General features: G+C 34.5%; 15 protein-coding genes. 9 read left to right on the forward strand and 6 right to left on the reverse strand.

Annotation, left to right across the window (positions count from 1 at the left end; translation table 11 throughout):
• The first annotated feature begins 36 nt into the window (after positions 1 to 36).
• From DM397_RS14015 to DM397_RS24035, 6 genes are all read left to right on the forward strand, one after another.
• Complete coding sequence (locus DM397_RS14015) at positions 37 to 600, forward strand: hypothetical protein (protein ID WP_111378127.1); 564 nt, start codon at positions 37 to 39, stop codon at positions 598 to 600.
• Between the two features lie 33 nt (positions 601 to 633).
• The gene (sigZ, locus tag DM397_RS14020) at positions 634 to 1,197 is read left to right on the forward strand and encodes an RNA polymerase sigma factor SigZ (RefSeq protein WP_111378128.1); all 564 of its coding nucleotides are present in this window, start codon (positions 634 to 636) and stop codon (positions 1,195 to 1,197) included.
• Between the two features lie 127 nt (positions 1,198 to 1,324).
• Positions 1,325 to 1,498: a hypothetical protein gene (locus DM397_RS23815; protein WP_162615489.1), complete on the forward strand. Its 174-nt coding sequence runs from the start codon at positions 1,325 to 1,327 to the stop codon at positions 1,496 to 1,498.
• Positions 1,499 to 1,631: 133 nt separating this feature from the next.
• The gene (locus tag DM397_RS14025; RefSeq protein WP_111378218.1) at positions 1,632 to 1,988 is read left to right on the forward strand and encodes an ArsR/SmtB family transcription factor; all 357 of its coding nucleotides are present in this window, start codon (positions 1,632 to 1,634) and stop codon (positions 1,986 to 1,988) included.
• A complete protein-coding gene (gene merTP / locus DM397_RS14030) occupies positions 1,985 to 2,584 on the forward strand; it encodes a mercuric transport protein MerTP (protein WP_111378129.1) in 600 nt (199 codons plus the stop codon). Before DM397_RS14025 ends, merTP begins: the two co-directional genes overlap by 4 nt.
• Positions 2,581 to 2,787, forward strand: a complete 207-nt coding sequence (locus DM397_RS24035) for a GDCCVxC domain-containing (seleno)protein (RefSeq protein ID WP_012025078.1) — start codon at positions 2,581 to 2,583, stop codon at positions 2,785 to 2,787. The genes merTP and DM397_RS24035 overlap by 4 nt, the downstream gene beginning before the upstream one ends.
• Before the next feature lie 852 nt (positions 2,788 to 3,639).
• On the opposite strand, the gene DM397_RS14040 is transcribed toward DM397_RS24035, so the two are convergent.
• The 6 genes from DM397_RS14040 to DM397_RS14065 all read right to left on the reverse strand — a co-directional run bounded on the left by DM397_RS14040 (position 3,640) and on the right by DM397_RS14065 (position 13,027).
• The gene (locus DM397_RS14040) at positions 3,640 to 4,737 is read right to left on the reverse strand and encodes a TlpA family protein disulfide reductase (RefSeq protein WP_111378130.1); all 1,098 of its coding nucleotides are present in this window, start codon (positions 4,735 to 4,737) and stop codon (positions 3,640 to 3,642) included.
• Between the two features lie 71 nt (positions 4,738 to 4,808).
• On the reverse strand, positions 4,809 to 6,098 hold the full coding sequence (locus DM397_RS14045; protein WP_111378131.1) for a leucine-rich repeat domain-containing protein: 1,290 nt from the start codon (positions 6,096 to 6,098) through the stop codon (positions 4,809 to 4,811).
• A 42-nt stretch (positions 6,099 to 6,140) separates the two neighbouring features.
• On the reverse strand, positions 6,141 to 6,587 hold the full coding sequence (locus DM397_RS14050) for a hypothetical protein (RefSeq protein ID WP_111378132.1): 447 nt from the start codon (positions 6,585 to 6,587) through the stop codon (positions 6,141 to 6,143).
• A gap of 702 nt (positions 6,588 to 7,289) precedes the next feature.
• Positions 7,290 to 8,918, reverse strand: coding sequence for a hypothetical protein (locus DM397_RS14055; RefSeq protein WP_111378133.1), 1,629 nt, complete (start codon positions 8,916 to 8,918; stop codon positions 7,290 to 7,292).
• 73 nt (positions 8,919 to 8,991) lie between these two features.
• Positions 8,992 to 11,373, reverse strand: a complete 2,382-nt coding sequence (locus tag DM397_RS14060) for an arylsulfatase (protein ID WP_111378134.1) — start codon at positions 11,371 to 11,373, stop codon at positions 8,992 to 8,994.
• 76 nt (positions 11,374 to 11,449) lie between these two features.
• Complete coding sequence (locus DM397_RS14065) at positions 11,450 to 13,027, reverse strand: arylsulfatase (protein WP_111378135.1); 1,578 nt, start codon at positions 13,025 to 13,027, stop codon at positions 11,450 to 11,452.
• Positions 13,028 to 13,484: 457 nt separating this feature from the next.
• On the opposite strand from DM397_RS14065, the gene DM397_RS14070 reads away from it, so the two are divergent.
• From DM397_RS14070 to DM397_RS14080, 3 genes are read left to right on the forward strand one after another with little or no spacing between them, the layout of a single operon-like run.
• Entirely contained in the window at positions 13,485 to 13,817 is a 333-nt protein-coding gene (locus DM397_RS14070) for an ArsR/SmtB family transcription factor (protein ID WP_111378136.1), read from the forward strand.
• 11 nt (positions 13,818 to 13,828) lie between these two features.
• Positions 13,829 to 13,975 (forward strand): hypothetical protein, encoded by a 147-nt coding sequence (locus DM397_RS14075; protein WP_239457856.1) that lies wholly within the window; start codon positions 13,829 to 13,831, stop codon positions 13,973 to 13,975.
• A gap of 24 nt (positions 13,976 to 13,999) precedes the next feature.
• Positions 14,000 to 14,473, forward strand: a complete 474-nt coding sequence (locus DM397_RS14080) for a DUF6428 family protein (RefSeq protein WP_111378137.1) — start codon at positions 14,000 to 14,002, stop codon at positions 14,471 to 14,473.
• Positions 14,474 to 14,480: the final 7 nt, after the last annotated feature.

Here is a 14,480-nt window from a genome sequence, read left to right on the forward strand (position 1 = left end):
CCCATAGTTTTGCTTTTATAATCAATTAAAAATAAAATGGAAACAGCAATTATCATTTCATCCTTCTTTCTTGTTCTTTTTGCGGTCTTGGCCTTATATGATGGCTTCTATCTGCATATTTTCAAATACCAGCTTCACAATCGGGAAGAAAGTAAAACCGAGCACATTACCCATACATTCAGAGCTGTTTTCTTTCCGGCAATCCTTTATTTTTTATTCTTGAAACAAAATAATCATACGGCTTTTGTAATAGGCTTAACCATTGTCCTTTTAGACATACTGGTGCTTGGGTATGACGCTTTTATAGAAAAGGACAGCAGGCAGTTTATGGGAGGGCTTCCTCGCTGGGAATATATTGTTCATTTATTCGTAAATGGGTTTCATTTTGCGTCAATTGCGGTTTACCTCTCCATCAGACTTACTTTTCAAAATGGGGAAATAATGATTTCTAATACCAATCAATCTCCAGGCTACTTTAATTTGTTAATTGTAAATCTTTTACCGGGAGCTATCGTAATGGCGATTCTTCATGTTTTCTTATGCATGCCAAAAACAGCCCCTATCTGGAATAATTTCAGAGGCAAAATCAATTGTTGTTAATCCCGCTTTCTTCAAAAGCAGAACAAAAAAACTATGAGTTTGGAAATAAATACTATTCACAATCAGTTTTATATCATTTTGGGCAAATATATTAAGGCACGTATAAATGATACGGGCGATGCATCTGATGTTTTGCAGGAAGTTTTTATTAAGATAAACGAGAATTTAGGATCACTGACTGAAGAAAGCAAATTAAAAAGCTGGATTTTCACGATCACAAGAAATTCCATTATTGACTATTACCGAAAAAATTCCAATCATAAGAAATCAGAACTGACCGAATGTATGATGCAAAAAATAATGCATGAAACAGATTTTGATACTTCAGAAAGTCTGGACTGTTGTCTAATGAAATTCATTGAGCGGCTGCCGGAAGACTATCGGGATATTATCATGGATAGCGAAATCCATGGAATTAAACAGAAAAACTTAACAGAAAAATACAGCCTTGCCTACCCTTCCATACGATCTAGAGTGCAGAGAGGCAGATCCAAATTAAAGGAAATGCTTCTGGATTGCTGCAGTATTGAATTAGACCGCCGTGGAAATGTTATGAATGTTACGTCTAAAAAATCATGCAGCGGAGGAAAATGCTGATATCACCAAATCATTTTTGGAAACTTCATATATAAAAATTCAGGCTGTTAGAAAAAAAATCATCAAAGTCTGCATCATTTTTAGATTAGTACGTCTTAAGTAGTATTAATCATTAAAAATTAAAATTATGAAAAACAAAATGTACCTTACTCTTGCAGCATTGGTATTGTCTGCTGGAAGTATCTTCGCTTATGCGAACTTATCAAAAACTGATGCAAAGAAAAACTGCACTGAAAAATGTTCTACGCATTGCTGTAATGACGATTCGGGAACTTGTTCTCCGAAAGATTGCAAAAAGTAATATTTCACGTTACTACTTAAAAGACAACTCAAAAAGTTGTCTTTTTTTATGCGCAGGAATCATTCATAAATTTAATTCAAATGTTTTGTATTTTAGCATTTGCTTAAATAAGCAAATGATATATATTTGCATTATGGAAGATATAACTTGTATACGACAACAGGCAGATATAAAACAAATAGTCCGCTGTAAAGACAGAGTGCTAGAACTCAATGACTCTTTTGATTATTTATCCAATGGGCTTGAATTGGCTGGTAATAATGTGAGATTAAGAATTCTCTTTTTACTTTATGAAGAAAAACAGCTCTGTGTATGTGACATAAGTGATATTCTTGACATGAGTATTTCTTCAATTTCGCAGCATTTACGAAAACTAAAAGACAGAAAACTTATTGAAACTAAACGGGAAGCGCAAACCATTTTTTATTCATTGGCAAACGAATATGAAAAAATGCTAAAACCTTTCTTCGAAATTTTAGAAAAAATATGAAAACAGAGAATAAAATAATTGGAGCTGGATTTTTTACAGCAATAGCTGCTTCATTGTGCTGTATTACTCCCATATTAGCACTCGTTGCCGGAACAAGCGGGATTGCATCTGCTTTTTCATGGCTTGAGCCAATGAGACCTTATTTCATCGGCCTGACTGTTTTAATTATTGTTTTCTCTTGGTATCAAAAGCTGAAAACTAAAAAGCAGTTAGACTGTAACTGCGATACACAAGAAAAATCAAAATTCGTTAATTCTAAAATGTTTTTAGTAATTATCACCCTATTTGCAGCCCTTTTGCTTTCGTTTCCTTACTATTCAAATATTTTTTATTCAAATACAGAAAAGAAAATCTTAGTCTCCAATAAAACCAGCAGCCAAAAAGCTGAGTTTACAATTAGCGGAATGACTTGTGCCAGCTGTGAAAAACATGTGAATCACGAAGTGAATAAATTGATTGGAATAATAAATTCAAATGTAAATTATACTAATGGTAACGCAATTGTAGAATTTGATAATTCCAAAACTAGTATTAATGAAATTGAAAAAGCAATAAATTCAACAGGCTATACAGTAACTAACAAAAAATTAAAATGAAAATCGTTCTACAATCAATAATAACCTGCCCCCTTTGCTCCCACAGTAAAGAAGAAACTATGCCAACTGATGCATGCCAATTTTTTTACGAATGTGAGAACTGCAAACAAACTCTTAAACCAAATCAAGGTGATTGCTGTGTATATTGCAGTTATGGAACTGTGCCATGTCCACCAATTCAGCAAGATAAAAAATGTTGCTAAATTGAATAATTTCTAATGGACAATAGATTATCATGCACAAATTTTGATTAGAAAATTTTAAGAATAATAATTTAAATTTACTGATGACATTTTTTTTTCATTCTCTTCAACTTAAATCTATAAGTTATTATGAAAGAAATCACATCTATTACTGAATTAACGATTTTTAACATTTAACCCTTACGATACATACAAACCGTTTCTCAACAAACTTTTAAAATAATTATCTTACAAATTCACTTGAAAATAAGCTAATTTCTTTAAATCGTTCATAGAATGATTTGTAAATTGTGAACTAAACGTCACCACATAGCCAAATAGCACCAATTGAAGACAATTGGTGCTATTTTTTTATTGTTTTTAATCAAATTATCAACCTATCTACGATGCATTTTATATTAAGGCATCAGAACTAAAAATAAAACCAAGCGGCCAATGCGATACCATTTAATTGTGCAAGTATCGCTTGCACAATTGAAAAATCAGTGCAAGGCTCAGAAAGGTTCTGCCGTATCTTCTATTTCAAAAAGAAAACCTCTACTTTCAGGAGAATAACTTGTCGAATCAGCATTGAATTGCCAATGATTTTTTAATGCAACAATTGGGTTGGACTATCAGTTCTCAAAAGAAGAAACAGGACTTCATAGCGGCCCTAGCCCCGATAGCAGTGAAAATCCTTTTGTGTCGGGGTTTGGCACAAAAGATTGAAAGGTATAGCGGGAAGAGCTCCTAAAAAACATTTAAGCATACCTACACTAATTTAAATAGCATTTCAATAGCTCCATCTTCGATTACTGCTTGCTGCTTAATCAGGCAAAAAAACAATTAATTCCAGTTTTTAATTTCCTATATCTATTTGGAAAGATTCAATTCGTTTTTAAAGAAACTATCAATTTCAAAAAATAGATGGCAGCTATTCGGTATTAATGATTTTCCTTCGGTGTCAAGTAATAGAAATTCTGGAGCGTAATCAGTATAATAATTTTCTGCGACGGTCTTTTTACTGTTTGGAAGTCCTGACAAATTATACCAAGTCATTTTTTCTTCTTCAACTGCTTGTTTCCATTTTTGAAAATCAGTGTCAATACTTAAATAAACGATGCTGACTTTATCTCCATATCGCTGTTCTATATTTTTTGCAAATTTGATCTCATACCTGCACGACTCGCAATCACTTGACCAGAAAACAACTAGCACGTATTTTTTGCCATTTAAAACCGATTTAAAATCATATGCAACCCCATTCACATCAAACCAATTAAAGCTTGTTGCAAATTCACCTTTTTGCAGCATTTTTATTTTACTTAGGTATTTTTTTATGGCAGCATAACTTCCAGAATTTTTCAATTCATCAGAAAACAATTCGATCATGCTAGCGATATCATCCGTTTGCAAACTTCCTCTTTGAAAATAAACGGCCTGCAATACACTGTAACTATCAGGATGTTTTTTAATAAAATCTTTATTTACATAGTGATAATTTAAATCATGTGTATTCAACCAACTGTACAACTTGTGCTCTTTTAAACCTATAGAGGAAACTTGAACATAAGGCATTCCAAGCCACTCGGGATAGGTACAACTGAGTTTTATATCCTCGTTTCCAACTAAAAACTCTCCATCATAGCCATACTCCTCAGAAAGCGCTGCGTCTTTGACTGCAAGATCAGTTATTTCTTCATTATTTTTTAACAGCACAATAGTTGTCATTCTTGTTTCCGGTACAGAAAAATGATACTCAAATTTCCCTCCTATAGCCTTTATGGTATCAATTGTCTCGACAGAATCTCCAAATTCTGCATAGCCTGTCATTTTTATTACGACATGATCAAAATAATTTTTAATTGGAGAAAGGTCAGCCGTTATTTTTCCTTCTCTCTTATTTGCAAATGACTTAAAAGAAAAAAAAGGCAATATTAAAATTAGTATTACTATATTTTTAATTTTCATAATATATTTATTGTGACAAAGTGTTAATTCAAAAACTAAAAAATTCGTAAATTTCTTACTTAATAAGTTATTTATTTACAATTTGAGCTATAATTAGCGATTCCATCTTTCCGCCAGTTAAAATGAGGAACTATATTTTTGTCCGTTTGAATACATTTAAGGTTGGGATTAAAATAGGCATGAAAATTCAGGTTTTGATTGTTTCCATTACTAATATTCAAACTCGTAAGTGAATTTGAGTTGCAATAGAGCGCATATATTTTCGGGTTTTGCGAAATATCCAAACTAACCAACTGATTGTTTGAACAAGTCAAACTGAGCAATAATGGATTTTGGCTTACATCAAGGGCAACCAACTTGTTGCTATAACAAACCAATTCGTTTAATGGAGCGTTGGATACATTTAATTTAACCAGCTGATTTTTATAGCAGCTCAAGTACGTTAAATTTATATTTTTTGAGACATCAAGAGAGTTCAGTTTATTTTCGTCTAAATACGCTTTATTCAAAGCAATATTTTTGCTTAAATCCAAGTTGGTCAATGGCGTATTCATACAAACTAAATAACTCAAATAAATATTATGTGTTAGATCTAACTTGTTCAATGGATTATTACTACAAGAAAAATTCGACAAATAAAGATTTGCCGAAAGATCTATATCTGTTATTTGATTTTCAGAACATCCGAATGACATCAAATTAATATTATGTGATAAATCTAATGTCTTTAACTGATTGGTATTGCAGTAAAAATTAGCTAAAACTATATTTCTGCTTATATCTAAGGAAATTAATTTATTTTTTCCGCATCGCAATTCACGCAAACTTATATTTTTAGAAACATCTAGTTCATCTAATTGATTTCTCTCACAACTTAAAGATGTCAATTTCACACTTTGCTTTAAATCTAATGCCGTTATCCTGTTATTTGAACAATTCAAAGATATCAGAGCTTCATTTCTGCTAATATTCAATATGGTTAATTTGTTTTCTTCACAATTCAAAGTGGTTAATGCCAAATTATCAGATAAATCCAACTTGGTTAGCTTATTTTCTAAACAAATCAGTTTCTTTAATGAAACAAAATCATTTATACCGGTTAAATCTTTTATATCACGATTTCTAAGATGAAGTTCCGTTACTTTTGCAATATCAGCAGTAAGAACTTTTCCGTCTGGTACACCATCATCATAACCAGAATCGCTTAAAGCTTTTTCAAAATTAATATCAGGAATTAATGTGTATTTATTTGCATCTTGAGCCAAGATTGTATTGAAAAAAGGCAAAATAAATGAGAATACAGTAAAATAAATTCTCTGTTTTTTACTCTTTTTTGATGAATAGCTATTTGTAATTAACAACCTTTTTATTTTTTAAAATTAGTAAATTTTGTCTGACAACCTTTATTTCTTTTTTACTAAACTTAATAAATAAGAAATCCTATCTGTATAATATTTGGCATTTTTTTGATAAAAGATTCTGGCATCGAGTTTTAAAGCAGAATCATTATCCCACACAAATTTACCAGGATGCTTCACTTGAAACTCCTTCATGGTCTTTGCAAAATAATAATATGTTGTCTCTTTCCATTCCGCTTGTTTTTTTTCAAATGCTGCTCTTTCTTCTTCAGTTCTATTTCCATAAACAATTTCTAAAACAGCATTAAAAACTTCTGTTTCCCAGAACTGAAGTTCATGATAGTATTCTTTTCTGCAATTTAACTCTTCCTTGCTATTGGCTTTAATGCATTCATTAAGTTCTTTTTCAGCGGTTGGCAAAGGATCCGTAATATTTTGGCTAAAACAAGTTGTTAATGTTAAAATAAAAAATAAAATAAATTTCGAAGTCATTATTACATTCAGTTTTTTTTACAAATTTTAGTTTTACAATTATAATAAAAACGAAGTTAGGAATTTTATCAACTGACAAAGAATCACTAATTGCCTTTTCTCTTAAATTAAGTCAACTGAGACAATTGTAACCATTTGTTTTTTTTGCCAATTGTACTTGATTTCTTTTTTTTATAAATTTTCTAGGTGTCTATTTTTAAATAAACAATTATCTTAGAATATTTATCTACGAATTATTTTGGAATTAAACAGATTTTTACATCAATCCCCAACAGGACATCTAAACCAAATTTACATAGCCAATGGAAGACAGACACTACATATAGTAAGCCAATCTCTTCAAATCATCCAAAAATGATGTTGTAATTTGTCCTGTCCCCGTCACTAAAAGAGACAACTAGTAAATAGTTGTCTCTTTTTTTATACACAAATATGTAGATTTTCAAGCTTTTACGACTTAATATTTTATGGTTTTAATTTTTCACAAAGAATCTTTAGTCCGTTTGAAATAAACGGTCTAACAGTGGCTTAATTTAAGATTTAATCGAGCTGGACGATGATTCGAAGTCCTGTTAAGGATATAGTTTTTTTCTTTAGGCTAATCGTACCTTTTTAATGCTAAATTATAGTAATTACAAAATAATTTTAGCTTCCTTCTCATCTACTTAATGTCATTTATGGAAAAAATAATAACAAAGGATTCTATTTCCTCGGAACTTCATAAACTAATACTGGTTTCATAGTATCGATTTCTTCAATAGCCTGCGGAGGACGCCAAGTATACATTGAAAATGTAATCTTGTCACGAGTCACATCAATAATGGAAAATCCATTTTTTTCAACAGGTTTAAGGGTTTGTTCCATTTCCACCATCTGCGAAGGCTTGGATTCTACATTTCTGAAAGCGGAAGGAAATGGAATATCACCTGTACCAAGTGTACCGCAAAGAACTGCATGAATAGGATTTGCAAACTCTAATTCACCGCTTCGAAGCATTTTGCCAGCTGCAGTTGCATGAAAATCCCCCTGAATAATTAGTGGGGTGCGCTTAGTTTGCGATGCAAGCGCATCAACAAGACGCTGGTGCTGTGCAAACCATCCTCGCTGCCAGCCTATTTTTTCCTCGTAAATTACAAGTTTTTTCGTTTTCATGTCCAACAAATCAGGATACCAGTCGCCTAACTTTCCTGAAGAATAAGCAAAGGGTAATGACGGTACATGCATAAAATGTGCAGTGTCTTCGTTCTTTGTACGGGAGATTATCCAATCCTCTACCCATTTTGGCAATATGCGCGCCTGATCACCTTGGTAGTTCACAAATCTCCGGCAATCATAAAACACAGCTTCCAACAGCTTGCCGTAACGAAACGTCCCGAAACAAATATTTGTCCCTTTCGGCGAAGCTGCTTTATCTCCTCCAGGAAGCCATTCAGGCCTATTCGAATCTGGGAGAAATTCAGGATAGTATAAATGCTGTGTCTGTTCAGCACCAAGAGTCCCATAGGTTTCAACCGGAAGCGATACCAATTCAGAACTATATTCGTCATTCTCAAAATAATCATGGTCATCAGTTAGAAAAAAAACTGGAGTAGATCTGAGTGAAGTGCCATATAATCCCGCAATCTGATAATCACAAACTCCTAAAAAAATAGACGCATTTTTAGGATGCATCATTGGAACGGAAATATCAAGCGGTCCACCAAATTTTTTCCAGGTCTCTTCTTCTATATATTTAGCAAACGGTTTGTCCATATAGGTCTGTATATCCCAATAAATATGATCACCATTTGCAATTACTGCATCAGGTTGAAACGAAAGTCCCTTTTCCAGCAGTTTTCTTCTAGCCTTCATATCAAGAAAAAAGGTCTTCCCCTCCATAGGCACGCTGTCATATCCGCCAGCACAGGTATAAGCCAAAATGCGCAGCTTTTCAGGTTCTTCATTTGGTGCTGGAAATGTTTTAAGCGGCCATTCGCCGCTCAGAGGTTTTTTATTCGAATCAAAAATTCGCAATTTATACACAGTAGATGGATTCAGAGACTGGACATCAAAACGCCAGAAACGTCCTTCAGTATCCGTCTTTTCTCCTATGACTTTTCTCCCATTTACCAAAAGATACGGTTTGTCCTGAAGAGCCATCTTGAATGAAGTTTTGATCAGGAATCTTTCGTGATTAGCACCAGGAATAATGTGGGCTAACTGTCCTGCATCCCAATCTGATGTTTCATTTTCAGGTTCAGCAGCAAATGACAGAAATGGCATTGCTACCGCATTAAGAAGCGCTGCCCTGGCAACGGTCTGTACAAATTTGCGTCTTGTAAAATTAGTCATATCAAGATTTATTTTATGGAAAATAATGCAATAATTTCAAAAAGGTATTCAAAATATAAACTATCAAAATTTATCAATTTTTCTTTAAATAAACAATTTTAGTTTTTCCTATTTTGCCATTAAATGAAAATGGAGCCTGATCAAAATAATCTAAAGAAACAGGAGAATCTAAATCGGTTCCAATATCAAAGGTGGCGTTTGAAGTAAAATGAAGAGACATGGCTGTTGGAACAGTTCCCTGCCCTACTGATGCTCCATTTACTTTTAAAGTTACATTCATTGAACCGCCAATTTTATCTACAAGCTTGGATTCCACTTCAATTTTTACTTTGCCTATTGGCAGTTTATTTTCCGATTTAATTTTAGTGCGCTGTACTTCAAACAAATTAAACTCATAGTTTAAATACCCCTCTTTTACATAACAGGTAACTCCACCTGAAAATCCTGCCAAAGCATACAAAACTCCGTTTGCATTTTCTGGAACTTCAACATCCATGGTTACAACACTACTTACTTTTCCTAATTTTGGGGCAGCCGATTCTGGCATTCCTTTTATTGGCGAATCAAAAGTCCATTCGGTTAAAGGAGAAGAAGGTGCGTCTTCTGGATGATAGAGCGCAGTTGACCATAATCCTCCGCCAATTGGAAGATTTTTATTTTTTGCCGATTCGGTTAAAAATAAAGCTTTCATCTCTTCCAGTTTTTTTGGTTCTTTCTGTGCCAAATCAACGGCCTGCGACCAATCCTGATCTAGATTATATAACTGCCAGGTATCGGTAAGCGGTGACCATTGTTTAATGCCTTTCGGAATTCCTCCTACCCATGGTTCTCTTGGTCCGCGTGCGCTTGCAAACCACCCGTCATTATAAATGCCTCGGCTTGCCATAATATCAAAAAATTGCGTTCGGCGTGTTCCTTTTGCTTTTGGATCAGTAAAGGTGTAGACCATACTTACACCATCTAATTCGTCTTGAGCAAAGCCATTTACAACTTTTGGCATCGGAATTTTGTCGATTTCATATATCGTCGCTGCAATATCAATTACGTGATGAAACTGCGGCCTTGGGGTTTTATCATGTTTAATTCCTTTTGGCCATGAAACGGCCATTGGCTGACGGGTTCCTCCAAAATAAGCGCCCTGCAATTTTGTCCCCTGATACGGAGTGCTTGTTGCCCACGCCCATCCTGCATTAAACATATTGTCAGTTTTTGGACCTCCTAAGACATCTAAACCTCCTAATTCATTTAGAGCTGTAATATGCTGCTCAATTTTGGTTGGAATGGCATTTTGAGCCAATTGCTCACTAATCGTACCATTTAAACCTTCTGCCGAAGAGCCATTATCTCCCCAGATATAAATAATTATCGTATTGTCTAGCTCTCCCAGTTTTTCGATCTCATCAATAACCCTTCCTGCATTAAAATCAGCATGTTCAGCAAAACCTGCCCATATTTCCATAAGTCGGCGCTGAAAAGGTTTTTCAAATTCTGGAATATCTGCCCATGCCGTCATAGAAGCCGCTCTTGGCGTAAGGATTGTATTCTGCGGAATCCATCCTAAGTCTTTTTCCCGTTTAAATACTCTTTCGCGATAAGCATCCCATCCGTCATCAAATTTGCCTTTGTATTTATCTGCCCATTCTTTCATCACATGATGCGGACCATGGGCGGCACCAGGTGCCCAATACACAAAAAAGGGCTTTTCGGGTGCGTATGCTTTTTGTTCTCTCAGCCAAAGCACGGCATCATCTGCCAAATCTTCTGATAAATGGTAATAATCATGTCCGCCAGAAGTTTTGGGGTGTTCTACATAAGATGTATTTCTTACCAAAGTAGGTTCATACTGAGAAGCTTCTCCTGCCAAAAAACCATAAAAATATTCGAATCCATAACCTGTAGGCCAATAATCAAACGGGCCTTTTGAAGTAATCTGTTCTTCGGGTGTATTATGCCATTTTCCAAATGCGGCGGTATTATAACCGTAATCTTTTAAAATCTCCGCTATTGTTGCAGAACTCTTCGGAATGGTTCCGCTAAAACCATCAAAATCATTCGCAATTGCTGCAATCTGACCGTTGCCTACACGTGTATGATTACGCCCTGTAAGCAAGGAAGCACGAGTTGGCGAGCACATAGCTGTAGAATGAAAACGATTGTATGAAATTCCAGTATTGGCTACTCTTGATAATGTTGGTGTATTTATTTCTCCGCCATAAGTAGAAGGAGCACCCGGCCCAGCATCATCCATTAATATAATTAGAATATTGGGCGCATCTGCTGGCAAATGTTTCGGCTCTGTTCTTTTTTTGTAACTCGAAGTTTCAATCGTAACTCCCGCCTTAGAAGCCGAAGGAGCTGGAGGAAATGGCAATACTTCCTGCGCATTTACAAAAAGTATTGATAAAACATTTACACTAAAAAAGAAAATCAGTTTTTTATATTTTCTAGTTTCCATAACAGATTACTTATTATTTGAATCTATGTTTTTCACAACTTTATGATTCGCTAGAATACCATCTCGTAGAAAATTACTATTCTGCACCCGGTTTCTTCAAACCGATATCTTTCATTGGATATTTTTGATAGGTTGCCAAATGAGCGGCAATAACGCTCATAACGCCTGGAATTCCCCATTCAAAATAACGATGTCCTGTACTTAATTGTTCTTTTGGATCTGAATACAGATTATATACCCACGGACTCATTCCAATGCTTTGAATGGTAGACTGATCCAAGTTTTTTCGCTCTGCCGATGTATTAAAAACATTCATATGCACTTTATATTCCTGCCAGCGCACAGCCATAAACTTGGTTTCTGAATACATAAAAACAGCATTTCGATTTGATAATCCTTTATCTGACAATAAAAACGATGCCTGATCGACTCCATCAATATAATTTGTCGACGGAATTTTATCTACAACTCCAGCAAGTGAAAGTGAAGTATTAAACAAATCACAAATGTCAAATAAACCGTCGCTAATGCGTCCTGGAGCAATCATACCTTTCCAATAAGCAATTCCCGGCACTCTTACTCCACCTTCCCAAGTAGTTCCTTTTCCGCCTCTAAATGGAGTATAACCGCCATCTGGCCAAACATCTTCGTTTGGTCCATTGTCTGAAGTTATAAATACAAATGTATTTTCGTCTATTTTCAGATCTTGCAAAAGTTTCATCAATCTGCCCACAATATCATCAACTTCAACAATGGCATCTTTATATGGAATTGCAGCTGGGCTTTTTCCTTTGTAACCTTCAGATACATAGTTATCATTGTGCACTTTAGAGAAAGAATGAATTAAATAAAAAGGTTTATTTTCTTTTACAGAACGCTTGATAAAATCCTCGCTATAATCAGCAAAAACTTGATCTACTTTAGATAATTCTTCGATAGTCGAAATGGGCAGTACAACTTTGTTTTCTTCTCCTTTTTTACCAGTAAGAATATTTTGGTTCACCATTTTTTTAACCGCATTTAATCGGTCTGGTTTATTGATTAAATCCGGATAAATCCACTCATTAACAAGCTGTGCATATTCGGATTGAACAGAACCAAACCCGAGCCATTCATCATAACCCACTTCATTTGGCAAGCTTCCTTTGCTTTCGCCCAAATGCCATTTTCCTGAAATAGCGGTTTTGTAACCGCTTTGAGAAAGTATTTTGGCTGTAGTGTTTTCAGAAGCCCACGGATTTACTTTTGGATTTTCTCCTGTCAAAGTTGGCCTAGTTAGTCCTGATCTTGCTGGGATTCTTCCTGTCATGATTGCAGCGCGGCTTGGCGTGCAGGTTGGCTGCGCGTAGGTCGACGTTAGCTGTAAACCTTCATGAGCTACTTTATCCATGTTTGGAGTTGGCGCTCCTATTGCTACTCCTCCACCATAAACGCCAATGTCGCCATATCCCATATCATCAATTAAGATGATCAAAACATTCGGCTTCTTTTTTAACTTGCTCATTTTATCCTTCATTTCTTTATCCTGATCTGGATGCGGAATTGCTGGCTCGAGATAGTCTTTTACTTTTACTGTGGGATTAAAATAATTTTGTTGTGCGCTGATTTCGGTAGCAAAAGCAAGTGCTGTTACTAAAACAATGAACTTTCTCATAATGTAATGCTTAAAACGTTTGTATTAAAAAACTAATTTACAAACAAGTAAAAAACAAAATTTTGAGTTGTTGTTGCAGATTATAATTTGCAACCAATTTTTGGATATAAAACATTTTAGATATTCTACGCTTCTGAAATTGGCAAAAAAAAATATTTCTTTATACCATTTAACTTATAGTGCAGACAGTAGAATTTAATTTAAAAGCTTGAAATATCTTTCATTATTAGAATTTGAAAAAAAAATAAATTAAAAAGGCCTCATAATAAATCATCGCCTTGTACAAATTTATTACACGATCAATAAATTTTGACCTTGATGTTCTAAACATTTAATCCCTACGATACAGGAAAACCTCTTTAGAATTAAAAAAGAAAGCTTAATAATTAAAAATTTAAATAAAAAAACATTGTCTGTTAAATTATATATCGTAATATTGCAATATAAATATAAAACAATGGGAGCAACAAAAACAGATCATTTTACAGAAAGCCAGAATGAGCTGGCTATTTTAGCTAAAGCGTTAGGGCATCCTGCGCGTATTGCTATTATGGAATATCTATTAAAAGTCGATGCCTGCATCTGCGGAGATATTGTAAACGAACTTCCCCTTTCACAACCGACAGTTTCACAGCATTTGAAAGAATTAAAGAATGCAGGCTTGATTAAAGGAAGTATCGAAGGAAACTCGATCTGCTACTGCATCAATGAACCTGGACTAGAAAAGATAAAAGGCTTCTTTGAGCATATATCAAGTCATTTAGCAAAAAAGAGAAATGAATGCTGTTAATCTATAAAAATATGGAAATCAGAAAATTTTTGGATAAAAACCGGGATCAGGTAAAATTAATTTACCAAAAAGGAATCGATACTGGAAACGCCACTTTCCAGACCAGTGCTCCTTCTTGGGAAGACTGGGACCAGTCACATTTATTTAATAAAAAATGATAGTTTAACTAAATATAAAAAATCATGAAACTTTCAGAAATTATAGAAGTGCTTAAAACAGTGGAAGCTGTAAATTTTGAACTACCAGACGGTACATTTGTACCAGAATATTTTCACGTAACTGAAGTAGGTTTAGTTACCAAAAATTTCATTGACTGCGGAGGAACAGTTAGAAAAGAAACTGTTGTAAACTTCCAGCTTTGGGATGCCAACGACTACGAACACAGGCTTAAACCGCAGAAACTGATTCACATAATCGAACTTTCAGAAAAAGTATTGGGAATTGAAGACCATGAAATTGAAGTAGAATACCAAAACACAACTATTGGTAAATACGATTTAGATTTTAATGGAAAAAACTTCACTTTACTCAATAAGCAGACAGCCTGTCTTGCTCAGGAACAGTGTGGCATTCCGTCAGAAAAACCTAAAGTGAAATTATCTCAGCTAAATTCTGATAACAGTTCTTCATGCACTCCTGGTGGAGGATGCTGCTAATACATAC

Origin of the sequence: Flavobacterium nitrogenifigens (genome assembly GCF_003254565.1) — a bacterium.
In the GTDB taxonomy this organism is placed as follows: domain Bacteria; phylum Bacteroidota; class Bacteroidia; order Flavobacteriales; family Flavobacteriaceae; genus Flavobacterium; species Flavobacterium nitrogenifigens.

Excerpts from the sequence above, each read along its gene's own strand:
- DM397_RS14015 (WP_111378127.1), top strand. The coding sequence starts at position 37 with ATGGAAACAGCAATTATCATTTCATCCTTCTTTCTTGTTCTTTTTGCG.
- sigZ (WP_111378128.1), top strand. The coding sequence starts at position 634 with ATGAGTTTGGAAATAAATACTATTCACAATCAGTTTTATATCATTTTG.
- DM397_RS23815 (WP_162615489.1), top strand. The coding sequence starts at position 1,325 with ATGAAAAACAAAATGTACCTTACTCTTGCAGCATTGGTATTGTCTGCT.
- DM397_RS14025 (WP_111378218.1), top strand. The coding sequence starts at position 1,632 with ATGGAAGATATAACTTGTATACGACAACAGGCAGATATAAAACAAATA.
- merTP (WP_111378129.1), top strand. The coding sequence starts at position 1,985 with ATGAAAACAGAGAATAAAATAATTGGAGCTGGATTTTTTACAGCAATA.
- DM397_RS24035 (WP_012025078.1), top strand. The coding sequence starts at position 2,581 with ATGAAAATCGTTCTACAATCAATAATAACCTGCCCCCTTTGCTCCCAC.
- DM397_RS14040 (WP_111378130.1), bottom strand. The coding sequence starts at position 4,737 with ATGAAAATTAAAAATATAGTAATACTAATTTTAATATTGCCTTTTTTT.
- DM397_RS14050 (WP_111378132.1), bottom strand. The coding sequence starts at position 6,587 with ATGACTTCGAAATTTATTTTATTTTTTATTTTAACATTAACAACTTGT.
- DM397_RS14055 (WP_111378133.1), bottom strand. The coding sequence starts at position 8,918 with ATGACTAATTTTACAAGACGCAAATTTGTACAGACCGTTGCCAGGGCA.
- DM397_RS14060 (WP_111378134.1), bottom strand. The coding sequence starts at position 11,373 with ATGGAAACTAGAAAATATAAAAAACTGATTTTCTTTTTTAGTGTAAAT.
- DM397_RS14065 (WP_111378135.1), bottom strand. The coding sequence starts at position 13,027 with ATGAGAAAGTTCATTGTTTTAGTAACAGCACTTGCTTTTGCTACCGAA.
- DM397_RS14070 (WP_111378136.1), top strand. The coding sequence starts at position 13,485 with ATGGGAGCAACAAAAACAGATCATTTTACAGAAAGCCAGAATGAGCTG.
- DM397_RS14075 (WP_239457856.1), top strand. The coding sequence starts at position 13,829 with ATGGAAATCAGAAAATTTTTGGATAAAAACCGGGATCAGGTAAAATTA.
- DM397_RS14080 (WP_111378137.1), top strand. The coding sequence starts at position 14,000 with ATGAAACTTTCAGAAATTATAGAAGTGCTTAAAACAGTGGAAGCTGTA.